Origin of the sequence: Nonomuraea sp. CA-143628 (genome assembly GCF_050942315.1) — a bacterium.
In the GTDB taxonomy this organism is placed as follows: domain Bacteria; phylum Actinomycetota; class Actinomycetes; order Streptosporangiales; family Streptosporangiaceae; genus Nonomuraea.
Map to the genome: position 1 here is coordinate 6,068,166 of NZ_CP192072.1, position 18,972 is coordinate 6,087,137.

Below are 18,972 nucleotides of genomic sequence, written 5' to 3' on the forward strand. Positions count from 1 at the left end.
TGTGATGCGCCAACGCAGAGTGATCATCAATAGCGATGCCAAGAACGAGGCGGACGACCAGTTCGCCATCGTCCATGGATTGTTGTCGCCGACTTTGGACATGCGCGGGCTGATTGCGGCACATTTCGGCAGCTTGCGGTCGCAGCGGAGCATGGAGGAGTCTCGCGAGGAGATCGATCTCCTGCTGGATCTGCTCGGCCTGACCGGCTCCGTCGCTGTCGCGAACGGCGCGGCGACGCCGCTGCCGGACGAGCACACCGCCGTGGACTCCCCCGGCGCCCGGCTGATCATCGAGGAGTCGAAGCTCGCGAGCGAGGAAGACCCGCTCTATGTGGCCTTCCTCGGGCCGCTGACCGACATGGCCTCGGCGATCCTGCTGGACCCCGACCTCGTACGACGCCCGCTGGTGGTGATCTGGATCGGCGGCGCCGGATACCGCGGCTACGACGAAGGCTCACGGATCGAGTTCAACCTCTCCAACGACGTACACGCCGCCAACGTGGTGTTCGGCTCCGGCATGACCGTGTGGCAGGTGCCCAGAGACGTCTACACCAAGGTCTCGGTGAGCTACGCCGAACTGGCGGAGAAGATCGGTGACGCCGGGCCGCTGGGCCGCTACCTGATCAAGCAGCTGCACGAGTGGAACGCGACGTACCACCCCGGGCCGATCGAATCCCGCTCACTGGGCGACTCTCCGGCCATCGCGCTGATGCTCTACCCCGCGAGCGGCAACCTGCGCGTCAGGCCCGCTCCCCGCTTCGGCGCGGACGGCTCCTACCTGCCCGGTTCGAACCACCCGATCCGGGTCTGCGAGGAGGTCGACGTGCGCTTCCTGCTGGAGGACATGTTCGCCAAGATCCGGGCCTTCGGCCGCGAGCACGCCCAGTCCGCCATGACCAGCCTGTCGCCCGAGGGGGCAACGTGATCCGCGCATCGTTCAACGACAACTGGCAGTTCCGTCCGAAGGTCAACCCCTTTGCCGAGCTGGCCGGAATCGCGGTCCCGTTCGAGCCGGTGACGGTACCTCACGACGCGATGATCACCCGCGACCGTGAGGCCACCGCGGACGGGGCGACCGCTTATTTCCCCGGTGGCGCGTACGAGTACCGCAAGACGTTCTTCGCGCCCGAGGAGCTCCGGGGCAAGCGGATCACGCTGGAGTTCGAGGGCGTCTACCGGGACTCCACCGTGTTCGTCAACGGGAACTACGCCGGGCAGCGTCCGTACGGATACTCGCGCTTCTTCATCGACGCCGGCCGGTTCCTGCGGTTCGGCGAGAACAACGAGGTCCGGGTGGAGTGCCGCACCCATCAGGACTCGCGCTGGTACTCCGGCGCGGGCATCTACCGCGACACCTGGCTGCTCGTCGGCGAGGTGGTCCGCATCGGCCCGGACGGTGTGCGCGTCACCACGCCGGACATCGATGCCGAACGTGCGGTGGTGGAGGTCGCGACCACGATCGAGAACGACTCGATCGACATCCGCACCGTCGAACTGGTCACCGAGATCCGCGATGCCGCGGGAGTCGTCGTCGCCTCCGACACCGCGCCGATCACGGTACAGCCCCGCGAACCGGCCATCGCACGGCAGCGCCTCTACGTCCGCGACCCCTCGCTGTGGAGCCCGGACTCGCCGGCGCTGTACACGTGCGCGGTGTCCATAACCGGCGTGGTGCCGGACTTGGGCACGTCGGACATCGACGCTGTGAAGGTCGCCTTCGGCATCCGGTCCTTGCGCTTGGACCCCGAGCACGGGTTGCGGATCAACGGCGAGACGGTCAAGCTGCGCGGCGCCTGCGTGCACCACGACAACGGCCCGCTGGGCGCGGCGACGTTCGCCCAGGCCGAGGAGCGCCGCGTGCGGCTGCTCAAGGGCGCGGGTTTCAACGCGATCCGCATGTCCCACCATCCGATGAGCATCGCGATGCTCGACGCCTGCGACCGGCTCGGCATGCTGGTGGTGGACGAGGCGTTCGACATGTGGACCTGGGGCAAGAGCCCGTTCGACTACAGCCTCGACTTCCCCGAATGGTGGGAGCGCGATATCGAGGCGATGGTGGCCAAGGACTTCAACCATCCCAGCGTCGTCCTCTACTCCCTCGGCAACGAGATCCCCGAAGCCGGCTCAGCCACCGGGGCCATGTGGGGCCGCAGGCTCGCCGAGAAGGTTCGTGCGCTGGACGGCACCCGCTTTCTCACCAACGCGATCAACAACCTGCTGGCCCTGCTGCCCGACCTGCGAGCCAAGGCAGGCGAGGACACCGGTATCAACACCCTGCTGGCCGACAGCGGATTCGACGTGAACGCCGTCGCCGGCTCCGAGTTGGTGACCACCCGCACCGCCGAGTCCTACAGCGTGCTCGACGTGGCCGGGATGAACTATTCGGAAATCCGCTACGCGACCGACCGCACGCTGTTCCCGAACCGGATCATTCTCGGCACCGAGACCTTCCCGCCCCGCATCGACGACAATTGGCGACTGGTCAAGCAGCACAGCCATGTCATCGGCGATTTCACGTGGACCGGCTGGGATTATCTGGGCGAGGTAGGGATCGGCAGGCCGCAGTACTCCACGCCGGACACTCCACGCCCGACGTTCATCGCGCCGTATCCATACTTGCTGGCCGGTTGCGGCGACCTCGACATCACCGGCCACCGGCTTCCCGCCTCCTACTACCGGGAGATCGTTTTCGGCCTGCGCTCCCAGCCCTACCTCGCGGTCCGGCGACCGCGGCACCATGGCAAGACCGTCATGAGCAGCCGTTGGGCCTGGAGCGACGCCATCGCGAGTTGGACCTGGCCAGGCCACGAGACCGCCCCGATCACCGTCGAGGTGTACAGCGACGCGGACGAGGTCGAACTCCTGCTCAATGGCCGCTCCCTCGGACGCGGGCCGGTCGGCGAGCGACACCGCTTCCGCACCGCGTTCGAGATCACCTATGAACCGGGCGAACTGCTCGCGATCGCCTACCGCGACGGCGTCGAATCCGGCCGCGACCTCCTGCGCACCGCGACCGGCCCCGTCGCGCTGCGGGCCGTACCCGATCGACCGGTCATCACGGCTGACGTCGGCGACCTCGCCTACATCACCCTCACCCTGGTCGATTCGGCCGGGACAGTGCACACCGCGGCCGACCGGCCCGTACGAGTGGAGGTCTCCGGCGGCGGAAGGCTGCTCGGCTTCGGCAGCGCCGACCCGTCGAACAAGGAACGGTTCGACGCGACTGAGCACCACACCTGCCAGGGCCGCGCGCTCGCCGTGGTGAAGCCGACCGCACCCGGCGGCATTCGCTTGACCGCCGTCGCCCCTGACTGCGACCCGGTCGAGGTGCTGGTCAGGGTCGAAAGCCGGACCGGTGACCACGACTGATACGACCCGGCGTCTCTTGCATCCCTCCGTGCTGGGCGGGTCACGTTCTGCGTCACAGTCTGTAAAACGTTTTACGCCCCCACTTGTCAAACGTTTAACACCGCTCCAGACGGGAGTGTCATGGCCAAACGCGGCCGCCAGTTCGGCAGCGGCTCACACCACCTGCGCGCTGATTCTTGACTGATCTGTACAGAAACCGCTAGCTTCGGCCCATGGGCAGACCCCGGGAGTTCAACGATCATGCCGTAGTGGACGCCGCGATGGAGGTGTTCTGGGAGAAGGGCTACGAGGCGGCCACCACCCAGGACCTGTGCGCGCGCACCGGGCTCGGCCGCGGCAGCCTGTACAACGCGTTCGGCAGCAAGCATCGCCTGTACGAGGAGGCCGTCCGCCGATACGCGCAGACCAAGGGCGCCGCCCAGCTGGCGATGCTGGCCGAACCCGGATCGGTGCGGGAGCGGCTGCGGGAGATGATGCTGGGCGTCATCGACGCCGACCTGGCCGACCCCGGCCGGCGTGGCTGCCTGGCCCTGAACGCCGCGAGCGAGCCGAGCGGGCGCACCGGTGACGTCGCGGCGCTGGTGCGGCGGCAGTTCACCGACCTGGAACAGGAGCTCTGCCACCTGGTGGCGGTCGGCCAGCGCACGGGCGAACTGTCCGCCGACCGGCCGCCGCTGCAGGTGGCGCGGACGTTCCAGAGCGCGTACTACGGCCTGCGCGTGCTCGCGAAGGTGACCGACGACAGGAACGCCCTGCTGGACGTCGTGGAAGGGGCGCTCGCGGCTCTGTAAGCGCTGCGGTCGGCGGCCCTCGTATCATGCTGCCCATTTTTTGTACTGATCAGTCAACTATTAGAGGTGAAACGCGTGCCTGTCCTATCCCTCATGTTGTGCGTGTTCGGCATCACGACCGGCGAGTTCGTGATCGCGGGGATCTTGCCGGACATCGCCGATGACCTGGCCGTGTCGATTCCGGCGGCCGGACTGCTGGTGACGGCTTATGCCATCGGGATGATCATCGGCGGCCCGGTGCTGACGGCGCTCACCGCGCGCTTCGACCGCAGGCCGCTCATCCTCGTCCTCCTCGCGGTGGTGATCGTCGGGAACCTCTCCTCGGCGCTCGCGCCGACGTACGCCGTGCTCTTCGCGGCCCGGATCATCACCGCGCTGGTGACCTCCACCTTCTTCGCCAACGCGATCGTCATCGCGGCGTCGACCGCCTCGCCGGGCAAGCAGGCCTCCACCGTCTCCAAGCTCGTTTTCGGGATGAACCTGTCGATGATCCTCGGCGCGCCCATCGGCACGTTCATCGGCAACGGCTTCGGGTGGCGGTCCACCTTCGTCACCATCGCCGTGTGCTGCGTGCTCGGGCTGCTGCTGGTGTTGCGCTTCGTACCGGATGTCCGGAACGCCACACCTGGCACCTCCGCGCTGGCCGAGCTCCAGGTGTTGCGCGGCGGTGAGGTGCGACGCGCCATCGCGGTCACGGCGGTCGGCAACGCGGGGCTGCTCATCGTGTTCACCTATTTCGCGCCGCTGCTCACCGGCGTCACCGGATTCGCCGCCGACGCGATCGCCGTGCTGCTGCTCGTGTACGGCGTCGGCGCCGCGGTGGGCAACTTCGCCGGCGGCTGGCTGTCCGACCGGGCGCTGATGTCGTCACAGCTCAGTCTGCTCGCCGTCCTCGCGGCGACGCTGGTGCTGATGTGGGCGGTCAGCGGCGGTACGGCGATCACCGCGGTGCTGGTCTTCGTGATCGGCGCGCTGGGCTTCTCCGTCATTCCCGGCATGCAGACCCGGGTCCTGACCACCGCGTCCGCGGCACCGACGCTCGCCATGGCGGTGAACGCCTCCGCCTACCAACTGGCCGCGGCCTTCGCCGCCTGGCTCGGCGGCCGGGTCATCGACGGCGGGCTCGGGCTGCGGTCGCTGTATCTCGTCGGCGCCGCCGTCACTGTGGCCGGGATCGTCGTGAGCTGCTACGCGTGGTTCCGGGACCGGTCGAGCGATGGGGTCCGCGCCGTCGAACAGGTCTGACCTTCGGGCGCGGGTCAGACGAGGTCGCGGCGGCTGGCCTGGGCGCCGGCCTGGAAGCGGGTCTCGGCGTTCAGCTGGTCCAGCAGGTGACGCAGGCGGCGGCGCAGGCTGCGCGGGCTGGTGCCGAGCTGGCGGGCGATGGCGTCGTCCTTGAGCCCGGCCGCGAGCAGCGCCAGGAGCCGCCGATCCTCGGGGCCGAGCTCCGCCGCCTCCGGCCCTCCGCCGGAGGGCTCCGCCTCGGCCCGCTCCCCACAGGCGGGGTCCGCCGCGTCGGCGGGCTTCTGCGTCGCGGGCGTGTCCTGCCATAGCTCAGGGCGTACCGGCAGCGCCTCCCGCCACAGGCGCTCGAACAGCTCCACCAGGGCCACCACCATCGTGGAGCCGCTGATCAGCACGCCGCGGGTCAGCGGCGGGTCCATGTGCATCGGCATGACCGCCCGCCACCGGTCGACGATCGCCATCTTGAACGGCAGCCGGGGCAGGACCCGCGCCTCCTCCCCGGCCTTGATCAGGCTGCCCACCTCGTCGAGCGCCCCCGCGTGGTCGAACGCCTCCGGCACGTAGATGGTCCGGTAGCGGACGCCGCTGCGCAGCAGGTCGGTCTGCAGGGGGTTGTGGTAGTCCAGCACGTACGGGGGGCAGTCGAAGGTCAGGACCTCCTCCTTGGCCTCCTGCTGCAGCCGGACGTACCAGCGGGCCTGCTCCTCGGGACCCGCGAGGACCTCGAACTGCCCGCCCTCCTCCGCGTCCTGGCCGACGGTGCGGAAGGCCGCCTCCAGCTCGTCGGCCGTGTCGGTGAGCTGGTCCAGCTCACTCTGCAGGCCGCGCACCAGGGCACGGATCGCGGTCCCGGGGTTCGTCACCGTCCACCGTGGCGAGCGCCCCCACAGGCGGCTGACCAGGCCCTTGGCGCGGAGCCTGCTCAGCGACGCCTGGATGCGTCCCGCGCCCTCCCCGCTCCGCATGACCAGCTCCTGCACCGTGATGCCGGGGCAGGCCAGCACCCCACGGTAGATCCGCTCATCGAACGCGCTGATCCCCACGACCTCCAGCGCCCGGCTGTCCTCAAGCATGCCCATGATCTTGGCCACTTCCGGCAGTTGCCGCAATAGGCCACTTAAATCACCTTGTCATCAAAAGTCACAAAGAATTAGAAAGCGGAGGTGCTTCAGAGAACCGCGCTCCTGGGTGTCGTGATCACGGCCCTGATAGCGGCCGCCGCTCCGGCCCAGGCCGCACCGACGCCCGCTCCGTCGGGCACCCCGGCCCCCGCTCCTTCGGCCATCCCGACCGCGGCCCAGTCCGCCGCGAAGGCCGGCCCGCCCAAGACCATCACCCTCCTCACCGGGGACAAGGTCGTCCTCCGTACGCTCCCCGACAAGCAGACCCAGCTGGACGTCCAGTCCGGCCCCGGCCGGGAGAAGATCGACTTCATCCACCGCCGGTCCAAGGACGGGCTCAGCATCATCCCCGTCGACGCGATGCCGCTGCTGGCCGCGGGCCGGCTGGACCCCCGGCTGTTCAACGTCACCCGGCTCGCCGCCCTCGGCTACGACGACGCCACCAGCGCGGCGCTGCCGCTCATCGTGACGTACCCGGACCAGACCGCCGCCGCCACACTGCGCGTCGCGGGCGGGCGCCCGCTGCCCGCGATCAATGGGATCGCCCAGAGCGAGCCCCACGCCGCGGCCGGCACGCTCTGGAAGTCCCTGACAGGGCAGCAGGCCAGGGCGGCGGCCGCGCCCGCGAAGGTCTGGCTGGACGGCAAGGCCAAGCTGTCCCTCGACGTCAGCGTGCCGCACATCGGCGCGCCCAAGGCGTGGGCGGCCGGTCAGACCGGCAAGGACGTCAAGGTCGCGGTGATCGACAGCGGTTACGACCCCGGCCACCCCGACCTCCAGGGGCTGGTGGACAAGTCGGAGAACTTCACCTCCGAGCCCGACGTCCGCGACCTCAACGGCCACGGCACCCACGTCGCCTCCACGATCGCCGGATCCGGCGCCGCCTCGGACGGGCGGTACAAGGGCGTCGCCCCCGGCGCCAAGCTGCTGATCGGCAAGGTCTGCCTGCAGAGCGGGGACTGCCCGGACTCGGCGATCATCCAGGCCATGACCTGGGCGGCCGAGAACGGCGCCCGCGTCGCCAACCTCAGTCTCGGGGAGGCCGACACTCCCGGCGACGACCCGGTGGAGCAGGCCGTCAACAGCCTGTCGGACAAGTACGGCACCCTGTTCGTCATCGCCTCGGGCAACTCCGGTCCGCAGACCGTCAGCTCGCCGAGCACCGCCGACAGCGCGCTGTCGGTCGGCGCCTCCTACCGCGACGACGACACGGTGGCGCAGTTCAGCAGCACGGGCCCGCGCGCGTCCGACGGCGCGGTGAAGCCCGATCTGATCGCGCCGGGCGTGAGCGTCGTCGCCGCGCGGGCCGCGGGCACCTCCGCGGGCTCCCCGGTCGACGACTCCTACACGGCACTGAGCGGTACGTCCATGGCGACGCCGCACGTGGCCGGAGCGGCCGCGATCGTCGCCGGGCAGCACCCTGACTGGAAGGCCGCCCAGATCAAGGCCGCGCTGATGGCCTCCACCGCGCCCGGCGACGAGCTGGGCGCCTACGTCCAGGGCTCCGGCCGCGTCGACGTCGCCCGCGCCATCACCCAGCAGGTCACCGCCGAGCCCGCCGCGCTGAGCATGGGCGACATCGAGCTGCCCAGCCCCGCGCCCAAGGAGAAGACGCTCACCTACCGCAACGACGGCGACGACGCCGTCCGGCTGAACCTGAACGTTGTCGCCAAGGACGAGAAGGGCGCGGTGGTGACGCCGTTCAAGCTCGGCGCCACGACGCTGGAGGTGCCCGCGCACGGCACCGCCCAGGTCAAGGTGACCGCCACGGCGGGACCGACCGGCCTGTTCAGCGGTACGGTCATCGCCGCGAACGCCGACGTCTCCGTACGCACCGGCATCGGCATGCGGGTCGCGCCGGAGAAGCGCGCGCTCAAGCTGCGCTACACCGGCACGGACGGGCAGCCCGTCCAGAACGCCTTCGCCGGGGTGATCGACCTCGACACCGAGGAGCAGCGCAACTACGACATCTCCGGCGGCACGCTGGACCTCAGGCTGGACAGGGGCCACCGCTACACCGTCGTCGGCCTCATGTTCGACCACGACGGCACTCTGGTGATGTCCTCCGATCCGGAGTTCACCCTTGACGCCGACCGTACGGTCACCGCCGACGCCCGCAAGGCCAAGCCGGTGGACGTGCGTACGGAGGAGCCGACCGCGCGCCTGGCCGTCGGCATGCTCGGCATGCTCCAGCTCATCGACAGCGGGCAGCCCCTCGGCGTGGACGTCGATCTGGCCGGCATGTGGGGCGCGGACCGCGTCGAGGGCATCAAGGCCATCCCGACGACGCGTACGGTGAGCAAGAAGTTCGCGTACTACCGGTGGACCCAGTGGGCCAAGCCGAAGGGCGACGGCGGCTACGACGACAGCCCGTACTTCTACCACCTGATGAAGGCCGAGCCGCGGATCCCCGCCGACCCCGGCTACCGCCCGCGCCGCCGCGACCTCGCCGAGGTCAATTCCACCTATGCCACGCAGAACGACGTCAAGTTCGGCGAGCACTTCGCCCTGCCCGTGCTGTACGGGACGGAGCTGGCCTGGACGCCGTACGGCCAGGTGTCCCGGTTCTCGCTCCCGTTCCACCGGACCGAGTACTACACGCCCGGCGACACCGGCTGGTATCCCTCCTTCATCCAGTACCGGACGCCGCCGGACGGCTGGAACGACACCGACCAGTTCTTCTTCGGGAAGACCGTCGTCTACCGCGCCGGCAAGACCGACGACCAGTGGAACACCGGCGTCTTCGCCGCCGCGCTCAACCCCGGCGGCGACTACACCTGGCGGGAGGGGAACACGCTGCAGTTCGCGGCCGGCCTGTTCGAGGACGGCGCGCCCGATCGCATCTCCTACGGCGAGTACACCGCTCCGCAGGCCCGGCTCTACCGGGACGGCAAGGAGATCTACGCCGCCGACTACCTGCCCGGCACGGTCGACGCGCCCGCGGAGACGAAGGAGAGCGAGTATCGGCTGACCATGACGGCCGACCGCGTGCCGGCACAGACCCAGGTGTCCACGCGGGTCAGCGCCGAGTGGAAATTCAGGTCGAAGACCCCTCAGCCGGGCAAGCGGCAGGTGCTGCCGCTGCTGACCCTCGCGATCAAGCCGGAGCTGGACGATCGCAACCGGGCCGCGGCCGGGCTCGCGCGCATCCCGCTGCGCGTCCAGCGTCAGAAGGGCTCGCCCGATCTGAAGCTGCGTACGCTCACCGTGGAGATCTCCTACGACGACGGCCGCACCTGGCTGCCCACGCTGGTGCACCCGTCGGCCCAGGGCACCTGGGCCGCCGAGACCTGGCACCCGATCAGCGCGCGCGGCAAGTTCGCCTCGCTGCGGGTCAAGGCCGTCGACACCGGAGGCAACGGCTTCGCCGAGACCATCACCAGGGCCTACAAGATCAAGTAGCCCCCGTGGACGCCCCGCCCCGCCCGCACCGGCGCGGCGGGGCGTCTTCGTGTTCGTGCCTTGGTCACGCGGGCTCCAGGTGGAACTGGTCGACCCGCTGAGGTACGACCATCGCGATCAGCGCGCCCAGCACCGTGGTGCCGATCAGCAGCCCGAACGCGGCGGTATAGGAGTAATGATCGACCAGCCACCCCATCAGCACCGGCGCCAGGACGCCCGCCACCTGCCCGCCGACGTTGACCACCCCCATCCCCGAGCCGATCACCGCGGGCGGCAGCGCGCGTACCGGCATGCCGAGGATCCCCATCATCGACAGCCCGGCCACCGCCATCGCCAGCGTCTGGAACAGCGTGAACCCGGCCGCGGTCTCCGCGCGCAGCATCAGCACCAGCAGCACGGCGGTGCAGAGCAGCAGCGGGATGACGAAGAGCCGGCCCCGGTCGTGGAAGTAGCGGTCGAACAGCCAGCCGCCGAGGATGATCGTCCCGGTCATCACCAGGCCGGGGATGGCCGCGTACAGGCCCGTGTTCAGCAGCGAGACGCCGCGCGCCTCCAGCAGATAGCTGGGCACCCAGGTGATCATCCCGTACCCGAGCATGTTGGTCGCGCAGAACAGCGCCGCGAACTTCCACACCGTCGGCGCCCGCAGCACGGACGCGGGCGGGGGAGCGGGGCGGGACAGGTCGCTGGAGCCGTTCAGCTCGGCGGGCAGGGGCGGGGGGAGCAGCGCCCACAGCAGCAGCCCGATCGCCACGCCCGCGGCCGCTGTCACCCAGAACGTGGGCCGCCACCCGAACGCCAGCAGCAGCGGCGCCACGACCAGCGGTGCCAGGCCCGCGCCCAGCTGGGTGGCGGCCAGCATCGCGCCCGCCGCCGTGGCCCTCCGGGCGGGCGTGGTCCGCTCGGACAGCGCCTTGAAGGACGCGCCGGGGAAGATCCCCTGCCCCACGCCGAACAGCGCCCGGATCACCAGCAACGCGACCAGCCCCCACGCCAGGCCGGTCAGCGCGGTGAACGCCGACCACAGCGTGAGCGAGACGAGGAGCAGCCTGCGCGCCCCGAGCCGGTCGGCCAGCAGCCCGCCGGGGATCTGGCACAGCAGGTAGACCAGGGCGAAGACGGTGATCAGCGCGCCCTGCTCGGTCTTGGTGAGGTCGAACTCCGCCCCGATGAACGGCAGCGCGACCGCCATCATCACCCGGTCGATGTAGTCGACGACCCAGACCCCCATGAGCAGGCCGACGGTGAGGGTCGCGGTCTTCCTGACGTCGAGCGTGTACGTACTCCCCAAGGCGACCTCCGGTGATGCGGGCGTTCCGCATTCTTCATACAGACCAGCCGGTGGTACTCGGGGCTGTTCGACGATTCGTCCGGAGAGGCTACCTCAGGTGGCTTCGGTCAGGGATTGGGTCATTCGGCCGAGCGTACGCTGCAGGTCGGCCAGCTCGCTCATCCGCAGCCCGGTGGCGCCCAGCACGTGCTCGGGCACCCGCAGGGCCGACTGCCGCAGCTCGGCGCCGGCGCCGGTCAGCCGCACCACCACGGAGCGCTCGTCGCTGGCGCTGCGCTCCCGCTGGACCAGCCCGGCCGCCTCCAGCCGCTTGAGCAGCGGTGACAGGGTGCCGGAGTCGAGCCGCAACGCCACCCCCAGCTCCTTGACCGTCACCGGCTCCCGCTCCCACAGCACCAGCATCACCAGATATTGCGGATAGGTCAGCCCCAGCTCCGCCAGCTCGCGCCGGTAGAAGCCGTCGAGCGCGCGGGACGCGGCGTGCACGGCGAAGCACACCTGGTTCTCCAGCAGCAACGCGTTCATGACCCCAGCATACCCGGGGTTGACGGCAGGCAACTAAATTGTGCACAATTAAGTTGTACGCAATCGATTAGGAGCGATCATGAGCACTCTCTACACCGCCATTGCCACCGCGACGGGCCGCGAGGGCCGCGCCGTCTCCTCCGACGGGCGCCTGGACGTCACGCTCTCCCCGCCGAAGGAGCTGGGCGGGGCCGGTGCCGGCACCAACCCCGAGCAGCTCTTCGCCGCGGGCTACGCCGCCTGCTTCGCCAGCGCCCTCGCCCTGGTGGCCAAGCGCATGAAGGTGGAGGCGGAGCAGGCGTCGGTCACCGCCGAAGTGGGCCTGGCCCCCAACGGCGACGGCGGCTTCACCCTGGAGGTCGCGCTCCGCGTCGAGCTTCCCGACCACCTGCAGGGTGAGACCGGCCGCGCCCTGGTGGAGGCCACGCATCAGGTGTGCCCGTACTCCAACGCCACCCGTGGCAACATCCCGGTGACCCTCGTCATCGAATAGGTTCCTTGGCGGGCCCGAGCACCACTGGCAGCACCGTCGGTCCTTCGGTGATGAACGACGGGGTGTAGACGATCTGGTCCTCCTCGACCGCCAGGCGCAGCTCGGGGTACCTGCCGAACAGCGAGGACAGCGCGATGCGGGTCTCGAGCCTGGCCAGCGGCGCGCCCAGGCAGAAGTGCGGCCCGCGGCCGAACGCCAGATGCGTCTCCTGGCCGCGCTCGATGTCGAACCGCCCGGCGTCCCCGCCGAACCTGGCCGGATCCGTCCCCGTGCCGCCGATCGCGACCATGATCGGCTCCCCGGCCGGGATCGTCACCTCGCCGAGGCGCACGTCCTTCAGCGGGTAGCGGAACAGGACGTTGATCACCGAGTTCCGGCTGCGTAACCCCTCCTCGACCACCTGCGCCCAGGCGTCCCGCGTACTCGCCAGGGCGATCTGGTCCCGGTCCGCGCACAAGGCGATGACCGTGTTGGCGAGCAGGTGCACGGTGGTCTCGTGGCCGGCGATCAGCACCAGCCACAGGATCCCCACCATCTCGTCGTCGTTCAGCCGGTCCCCGTCGTCCTCCTGTGCCCGGATGAGCCCGGAGGTGAGATCGTCCCCCATGTCGCCGCGCTTGCGGGCGATGAACGTGGCCAGGTAAGCGAGCAACCCGGCCCCGGCCGTGCCGGCTTCCTCCGGGGTGGCGGTGTGGGACAGGAGCACATTCGTCCACTCGCGGATCTGGTAGCGCTCCTCCTCGGGCACGCCGAACAGCTCGCAGATCACATTGATCGGCAACGGCTCGGTGAAGTGGCGGACGAGATCCACCGCCTCGCCGTCGTCGGGCAGCCGGTCGAGGAGTTCGTCCGTCATCTCCTGGACGCGGTCGGCGAGACCCTGCACGCGTGCCGGGGTGAAGGCCCGGTTGATGAGGCCCCGTAGCCGCCGGTGGTCCGCCCCGTCCTTGGTCAGCAGGTGATCGCCCTCGATGACCTGCCGCAGCGGCCAGTCAGGAGGGATGGTGCCGTCGTGCAGCGCGGGGCAGTTCCGGGCGTTCTTGCTGAAGAGCGTGTCGTCGTTGGAGAGGACCTCGTTCACCATGTCGTACGAGGTCACGGCCCACGCTTTGACCTTGCCCGGGAGCTCGATGGGGACCACTGGCCCGTGCCTGTCACGAAAGCGGTGGATCGTGCTGGACGCTCGCTCGCCGGGAACCGGGATTTGTAGCGGAGAGGTAGTCACTGATAAGCCTCCAAAAAGTGAAATGTTCTCCCAACTGTCCGCGATGGGCAAGATCCAGAAAAGACGAGTTAGACGTCACCGCAGGACCCGCAACTCTTACCAGACGGTGTCAGAGGCGGGTGCTGAGGTGAGTCAGGGTCACGCCGAGGGGTGCGTCCAGGGTGAGTGCGGCTTGGGCGTCTCCGCCGGTCGGCCCCTGGTTGACGATGGCGATCGGGATGCCGAGCGCGGCGGCCTTGCTGACGAATCGCAGGCCGGACCGTACGGTCAGCGACGACCCGAGAACCAGCAGCGCCCGCGCCGCCGCGACGAGCGCGAAGCACTCATCCACCCGGGTCCTGGGCACGTTCTCGCCGAAGAACACCACGTCGGGCTTGAGCAGTCCGCCACAGGCCGCGCAGTCCACCACCTGGAACCCTTCGACCTGATCGTCGGTGAGCACGCTGTCACCGTCGGGGTTGATCTGCCCGCTGGCCGCCCAGCCGGGATTGGCCGATCGCAGGCGGCTCTCCAGTTCGGTGCGGCGGGTCCGCTCGCGGCAGGACAGGCACACGACCCGGTCGAGCCCGCCGTGCAGCTCGATCACCCGCCGCGCTCCGGCCGCCTGGTGCAGGCCGTCGACGTTCTGCGTGACGATGGTCTCGATCAGCCCGCGCCGTTCCAGCTCGGCCACGGCGCGATGCCCGGCGTTGGGCGCGGCCAGGCCGATCTGCCGCCAGCCGGCGTGGCTGCGCGCCCAGTATCGCCGCCGCGCCTCGGCGCTGCCGACGAAGCGCTGGTACGTCATGGGCTCGGCCTTCCGGGCGCGACCTGTGGGTCCGCGGTAGTCCGGGATCCCCGATTCGGTCGACAGCCCTGCCCCGCTGAGCACCACCACGCCACCCCTGGCCACCAGCTCGATCAGGGAGTCGAGCGCGCTGCCGCGGGTTCCCACACTTTCGGTCACAGCACCATGGTGCCCGACTCGCCGCACCGCGCCGTATTCCGGTAACCGGAAAGGGCCCTCCGGTTGGGCTAAAGTGAGAGGCATGTCCACCGAGCCGTCTCAGATGCCGTACGCGCCCGCCGACGCACCCGGGCAGCCCGCCGAAACCCCTGCGCCGCGCGCCGACGCACCTGGGTTGCGTGCTGACGCGCGGCACAACCGCAACCGCATCCTCGAGGCCGCCCGCGAGACCTTCGCCACGCACGGCCTGGACGTGCCGATGGTCGAGATCGCCCGCCGCTCCGGCGTCGGGATCGCGACCCTCTACCGCCGCTTTCCCACGAAGGAGTCGCTGGTCGTCGAGGTGTTCGCCGACGACCTCCACGCGTGCGCGAAGGTGGTCGACGACGCGCTCGCCGACCCCGACCCCTGGCGCGGCTTCCGCAGCGTCATCGAGAAGGTGTGCGCCATGCAGGCCGTCGACCGGGGATTCACCACGGCGTTCCTGTCGAAGTTCCCGGACGCGCTCGCCTTCGAGCACGAACGCGAATGCGCCGAGCGGGGTTTCGCCGAGCTGGCCCGGCGAGCCAAGGAGGCCGGGCGGCTGCGGGCCGACTTCGTCCAGGACGACCTCACGCTCCTGCTCATGGCCAACAGCGGCATCGTGACCGACTCGCCCGAGGCGGCGCTGGCCGCGTCCCGGCGGCTGGTGGCCTTCCTGCTCCAGGCGTTCCGCGCCGAAGGCGCCGACCCCCTGCCACCGGCCACCCCGCTCGGCCTGGACCAGCTCAGAGGCGGGCGGCCTCTTCCAGGGCATTGATGTCGATCTTCCGCATGCCCAGCATGGCCTTCATGACCTGCTGCGCCTTGGCCGGGTCGGGGTTGCTCAGCAGCTCGGGCAATACCTTGGGGACGATCTGCCAGGACAGGCCCCACCTGTCCTTCAGCCAGCCGCACTGCGATTCCTCGCCACCGTCGGTGAGCTTGGCCCACAGCTCGTCGACCTCCTCCTGCGAGGCGCAGTCGACGTACAGCGAGATCGCCTCGGTGAAGGTGAACTGCGGGCCGCCGTTCAGCGCGACGAACCGCTGGCCCGCCAGCTCGAACGACACCGTCATGGCCGTCCCCGCCGGACCCGGGCCTGCGTCGCCGTAGCGCTGGACCTCCAGGATCCGCGAGTCCTCGAACAGCGAGGTGTAGAAAGCCGCCGCCTCTTCGGCCTGGTTGTCGAACCACAGGAACGTGGTGATCTTCTGCATGATGCGCTCCTCCAAGTACGGGAGTCCGGAACGGTGAGTCCCGGGCTGTCCTGTCACTAACGCGTCGAACACGTCGACGGCGATTCGACACGGCGGAGCGAGAATTTTTCCCCGATGTCGAGCGATCGTGTCTTCGCAGATCAGGGTAGGGAAGCCTTGGTTCCGGCGATGATCAGTTCGAGGCCGGCGCGGAAGGCGCGGTCGCGGAGCTCTCTGGGCCGGGTGCCGATAGCGCGGGCCTGTTCCTCGGTCGTGTAGCCGTTGACGTAGGCCATGACGGTGTCCACGGCCGCGGCGGCCGTGTCGGCGGGGACGCCCGCGGTGGTCAGGGTGGCGATGAGGTCGTGGTAGAAGGCGACGGCCTCACTGCCCGGGTTCTGGAAGGTGGACATGAGGCGCGCCCCGTCGCGGTGGGCCAGCATGAGCTCCCGCGTGCCGATCGCGAGCAGGCGCAGCCGCTCGTCCCAGGGGCCGTCGAGCGGCGGCACGGCCTGGCCCGGCGGGACGACCAGGTGCGCGACCATGGCGTCCAGCAGGGCCTGCTTGCTCGGGTAATGCCGGTACAGCGCGCCTGCCCGCACGCCGAGCCGGCTCGCCAGGAGCCGCATGGTGAGACCGTCCAGGCCGACCTCGTCGAGCAGCTCGATCGCCGCCTGAAGCACCTGGGCGCGTCGCTCACTCATCGAATCCTCCAAGACGTGGTTGACAATGCGGCCCTCCGTACGTGAACAATGTACACGTGAACGTTGTTCACGTCGGAACGGCGTCGGAGACGGAGGGTGTCATGACCGAGCAAGGCGTGGGACGGGTGCTGGTGATCGGGGCGGGGCTCGGCGGGCTGACGCTCGCCCACGCGCTCGTCCGAGCGGGCCTCGACGTGCGCGTGTACGAGGCGGATGACGGCAGCGGCGAGCGGTTCCAGGGATACCGGATCGGGCTGGCGGAGCCGGGGCTGACCGCGCTGCGGGCGAGCCTGCCGCAGCGGCTCTACGAGCTGGTCGAGGCCACCAGCGGGGGCCTGACCGGGCCGGGGCTGCTGTTCGACGAGCAGTTAACGGTCCTCAGCCGCGACCTGGAGGGGCCGGTGGAGGGGAGCAGGGCGGTGGACCGGCAGGTGTTGCGGCGGATCCTGCTCGGCGACCTGGGCGACCGGGTCACGCACGGCAAACGGCTGACGGGTGTCGTGGAGAGGGCCGTCGGGAGTGTGACCGCGCGCTTCGCCGACGGTACGGAGGCCACGGGCGCGGTGCTGGTCGGCGCCGACGGCGGCAACTCCGTGGTGCGGCGGCATCTGGTGCCCGAGGTCGGGCTGGTCGACGCGGACCTGTGCGGCGCGATGGGACGCACCACGATCACCGACCGCTTCCTGCGGCTGGTGCCGGGGCGCGGCACCATGGTGAAGGGCCCCGGGATCACGCTGATGCTGGGCCGGATGCAGTTCGACAGGGAGCCGTCCGCGGCCGCCGCCGAGCTCGTCCCCGGGCTGGAGATGCCACACCGGGACAGCTACGTACGGTGGGTGCTGCTGGTGCCGCCGGAGCACCCGGCGGCCACCGATCCGGGGTCCGCCGGGGAGGACGCGCGCGAGCTGGTGCTGGAACTCCTCGAGGGCTGGCATCCCGACCTGCGGGATCTGGTGCGCTCCGCCGACATGAGCGCCGTCGGCCGGTCCAAGGTCTATGACCGGCCGACGCCGCCCTGGCCGGTGGGCCGGGTCACGCTGCTCGGTGACTCCGCGCACCTGACACTGGCCAGCGGTGGGAACGGCGCGAACACCGCCATGCAGGACGCCGTACGGCTGAGCGCCCGGCTGGCCGAGGTCCACCGAGGCGAGCGGGACCTGATCTCGGCGCTTGGGGAGTACCAGGACGATCTGCTCGAACGCGGGAACGCGGCGGTCCAGTTCGGCAAGGAGGCGCTGAAGAGGTTCGTCCCGCCGCGACCGCAGGAGACGCGCTGATCCGTCCGCTCCCGGCCCCAGGGGACGCGGGCCGGCCGTCTTGTTTACCTACCTCTGGAGACTCTTGTCCGGGGTTCGATTGACCTTTCTGGATCACTCCTGGTCAGGTGGTGATTACGGAGCGGAGGTGGATGATATGGCGGACAAGGTGATCGCTCGCAAGCCTGGGGAAGGCGACGCGTTCTGGGTGCTCGGCGGTCTGTACGAGATCAAGGCCGCGAGCGACGAGACGGGTGGCGGCGTGACGGTCATAGAGATGACCGTCCCGGCCGGAATGGGCCCCCCGCCGCACACGCATCCGGGAACGGAGATGCTCTACATCCTGGAGGGGACGGTCCGCGTCTACATCGACGACGAGGTGGTGGAAGGCGGCCCGGGTTCGTTCTTCTACATCCCTGACAGGACGTGGGAGCGCTTCGAGCCTCTTACGGACGCGCGCATTCTCGTGACCTACGCGCCCGGTGGCATCGAAGGGTTCTTCGCCGAGATCGGGGAGCTGGCGCCGACCCGGCAGGCCCCGCCGGCGGACCACCCGTTGCCCAGTCTCAAGGCCGTGACGCAGGTCGGGCTGCGCTACGGACTGGAGATGAGACTGCCGGAGTGACCCGACTGGGCGCAGGCGTAGGAACCTTGCCCATCTCGACGTGAGCTATTTTTTCGGCTTGTCACTGCCACGACGGCCGGGCAGGCGCATGGTGAGCAGCCGCGCGCGGGGTGCGACCCGTTCGGCGAGGTTGAACATGGCCTCGGTCCGGGTGCGGTCGGCGTCGAGGTGGGTGAAGAGGTTGACGCCCAGGTAGAACGTGATCGCCGCGTACGCGAGATCGCGCGGCGGCAGCAGCCTGGCCAGGGGCGACCCGCCGATGACCCGCTCCAGGGCCTGCTCGATGAAGTCGATCCAGGGATCAGAGCGCGCGGTGATCTCCGCGCGGAGCTCGGGCCGGGCGATGCTCGCGCCCACCATCTCGGAGAACAGCGTGATATGGCCGCCTTCGAGATCGGCCCGGTAGATGGCGCTCGCGGTCTCGACGAGTTCCTCGAGGTTCTTGGCCTGCTCCACGGCCTGCCGGTAGGTGGCCATGCGCTGCTCTGACGAGCGGTCCAGCGCGGCGAGCAGCAGCGCGTCGACGCCGCCGAAATGGTAGAAGACCAGCGCCGAGTTGACCTCCGCCGCCTTGGCGATGGCTCGCGCGCTGGTGCCGGCGTAGCCCTGGCTCCGGATCGTCTCGGCCGCGGCGTCGATGAGCCGGTCTCGGGTCTCCGCGCCCTGCTGTTGCTTCTCGGCCACCCGCACCCCCATTGACAGAATCCCGCGTCCTCATCGTACAGTTTAATCGCCTGATTAAATCTACTGGTTAAGGGGGGC

The 18,972-nt window shown here is 69.7% G+C and carries 17 protein-coding genes; 9 read left to right on the forward strand and 8 right to left on the reverse strand.

The genetic code is table 11. The annotated features are described in order from the left end of the window. Positions 1-4: 4 nt before the first annotated feature. The 4 genes from ACQP2T_RS27615 to ACQP2T_RS27630 all read left to right on the forward strand — a co-directional run bounded on the left by ACQP2T_RS27615 (position 5) and on the right by ACQP2T_RS27630 (position 5,405). Complete coding sequence (locus tag ACQP2T_RS27615) at positions 5-925, forward strand: nucleoside hydrolase (RefSeq protein WP_433518950.1); 921 nt, start codon at positions 5-7, stop codon at positions 923-925. After that, positions 922-3,369: a glycoside hydrolase family 2 TIM barrel-domain containing protein gene (locus ACQP2T_RS27620; protein WP_433518951.1), complete on the forward strand. Its 2,448-nt coding sequence runs from the start codon at positions 922-924 to the stop codon at positions 3,367-3,369. Before ACQP2T_RS27615 ends, ACQP2T_RS27620 begins: the two co-directional genes overlap by 4 nt. 212 nt (positions 3,370-3,581) lie before the next feature. Further along, a complete protein-coding gene (locus ACQP2T_RS27625; RefSeq protein WP_433518952.1) occupies positions 3,582-4,160 on the forward strand; it encodes a TetR/AcrR family transcriptional regulator in 579 nt (192 codons plus the stop codon). Between the two features lie 75 nt (positions 4,161-4,235). Further along, positions 4,236-5,405: an MFS transporter gene (locus tag ACQP2T_RS27630; protein WP_433518953.1), complete on the forward strand. Its 1,170-nt coding sequence runs from the start codon at positions 4,236-4,238 to the stop codon at positions 5,403-5,405. 14 nt (positions 5,406-5,419) lie between these two features. Here ACQP2T_RS27630 and ACQP2T_RS27635 read toward each other — a convergent pair whose 3' ends face one another. Further along, positions 5,420-6,478: a TrmB family transcriptional regulator gene (locus ACQP2T_RS27635; RefSeq protein ID WP_433518954.1), complete on the reverse strand. Its 1,059-nt coding sequence runs from the start codon at positions 6,476-6,478 to the stop codon at positions 5,420-5,422. Positions 6,479-6,568: 90 nt separating this feature from the next. On the opposite strand from ACQP2T_RS27635, the gene ACQP2T_RS27640 reads away from it, so the two are divergent. After that, positions 6,569-9,928 (forward strand): S8 family serine peptidase, encoded by a 3,360-nt coding sequence (locus ACQP2T_RS27640; protein ID WP_433518955.1) that lies wholly within the window; start codon positions 6,569-6,571, stop codon positions 9,926-9,928. Positions 9,929-9,992: 64 nt separating this feature from the next. Here the strand turns inward: ACQP2T_RS27640 and ACQP2T_RS27645 are convergent, their stop codons facing one another. Together ACQP2T_RS27645 and ACQP2T_RS27650 are read right to left on the reverse strand one after the other, a co-directional pair. After that, a complete protein-coding gene (locus ACQP2T_RS27645) occupies positions 9,993-11,219 on the reverse strand; it encodes an MFS transporter (RefSeq protein WP_433518956.1) in 1,227 nt (408 codons plus the stop codon). Between the two features lie 93 nt (positions 11,220-11,312). Then, the gene (locus ACQP2T_RS27650) at positions 11,313-11,744 is read right to left on the reverse strand and encodes a MarR family winged helix-turn-helix transcriptional regulator (RefSeq protein ID WP_433518957.1); all 432 of its coding nucleotides are present in this window, start codon (positions 11,742-11,744) and stop codon (positions 11,313-11,315) included. Positions 11,745-11,823: 79 nt separating this feature from the next. Between ACQP2T_RS27650 and ACQP2T_RS27655 the strand changes: the two genes are divergently transcribed. After that, positions 11,824-12,237 (forward strand): organic hydroperoxide resistance protein, encoded by a 414-nt coding sequence (locus ACQP2T_RS27655; RefSeq protein ID WP_357954004.1) that lies wholly within the window; start codon positions 11,824-11,826, stop codon positions 12,235-12,237. Here the strand turns inward: ACQP2T_RS27655 and ACQP2T_RS27660 are convergent. Both ACQP2T_RS27660 and ACQP2T_RS27665 read right to left on the reverse strand, forming a co-directional pair. Further along, a complete protein-coding gene (locus tag ACQP2T_RS27660) occupies positions 12,227-13,378 on the reverse strand; it encodes a cytochrome P450 family protein (protein WP_433518958.1) in 1,152 nt (383 codons plus the stop codon). The genes ACQP2T_RS27655 and ACQP2T_RS27660 overlap by 11 nt on opposite strands. A gap of 193 nt (positions 13,379-13,571) precedes the next feature. Next, positions 13,572-14,408 (reverse strand): NAD-dependent protein deacetylase, encoded by an 837-nt coding sequence (locus ACQP2T_RS27665; protein WP_433518959.1) that lies wholly within the window; start codon positions 14,406-14,408, stop codon positions 13,572-13,574. An 82-nt stretch (positions 14,409-14,490) separates the two neighbouring features. Here ACQP2T_RS27665 and ACQP2T_RS27670 point away from each other — a divergent pair, with 82 nt between their 5' ends. Beyond that, positions 14,491-15,207 (forward strand): TetR/AcrR family transcriptional regulator, encoded by a 717-nt coding sequence (locus ACQP2T_RS27670; protein ID WP_433518960.1) that lies wholly within the window; start codon positions 14,491-14,493, stop codon positions 15,205-15,207. On the opposite strand, the gene ACQP2T_RS27675 is transcribed toward ACQP2T_RS27670, so the two are convergent. Together ACQP2T_RS27675 and ACQP2T_RS27680 are read right to left on the reverse strand one after the other, a co-directional pair. Next, on the reverse strand, positions 15,176-15,646 hold the full coding sequence (locus tag ACQP2T_RS27675; RefSeq protein WP_433518961.1) for a VOC family protein: 471 nt from the start codon (positions 15,644-15,646) through the stop codon (positions 15,176-15,178). The genes ACQP2T_RS27670 and ACQP2T_RS27675 overlap by 32 nt on opposite strands. Positions 15,647-15,786: 140 nt before the next feature. Then, positions 15,787-16,329 (reverse strand): TetR/AcrR family transcriptional regulator C-terminal domain-containing protein, encoded by a 543-nt coding sequence (locus ACQP2T_RS27680; RefSeq protein WP_433518962.1) that lies wholly within the window; start codon positions 16,327-16,329, stop codon positions 15,787-15,789. Positions 16,330-16,430: 101 nt separating this feature from the next. Here ACQP2T_RS27680 and ACQP2T_RS27685 point away from each other — a divergent pair, with 101 nt between their 5' ends. Both ACQP2T_RS27685 and ACQP2T_RS27690 read left to right on the forward strand, forming a co-directional pair. Further along, entirely contained in the window at positions 16,431-17,606 is a 1,176-nt protein-coding gene (locus ACQP2T_RS27685) for an FAD-dependent oxidoreductase (RefSeq protein ID WP_433518963.1), read from the forward strand. 136 nt (positions 17,607-17,742) lie between these two features. After that, positions 17,743-18,210 carry a cupin domain-containing protein gene (locus tag ACQP2T_RS27690; protein ID WP_433518964.1) on the forward strand — a complete coding sequence of 156 codons (468 nt, stop codon included), beginning with the start codon at positions 17,743-17,745 and terminating at the stop codon, positions 18,208-18,210. A 45-nt stretch (positions 18,211-18,255) separates the two neighbouring features. Here the strand turns inward: ACQP2T_RS27690 and ACQP2T_RS27695 are convergent, their stop codons facing one another. Further along, a complete protein-coding gene (locus ACQP2T_RS27695; RefSeq protein WP_433518965.1) occupies positions 18,256-18,906 on the reverse strand; it encodes a TetR/AcrR family transcriptional regulator in 651 nt (216 codons plus the stop codon). Between the last annotated feature and the right edge of the window lie 66 nt (positions 18,907-18,972).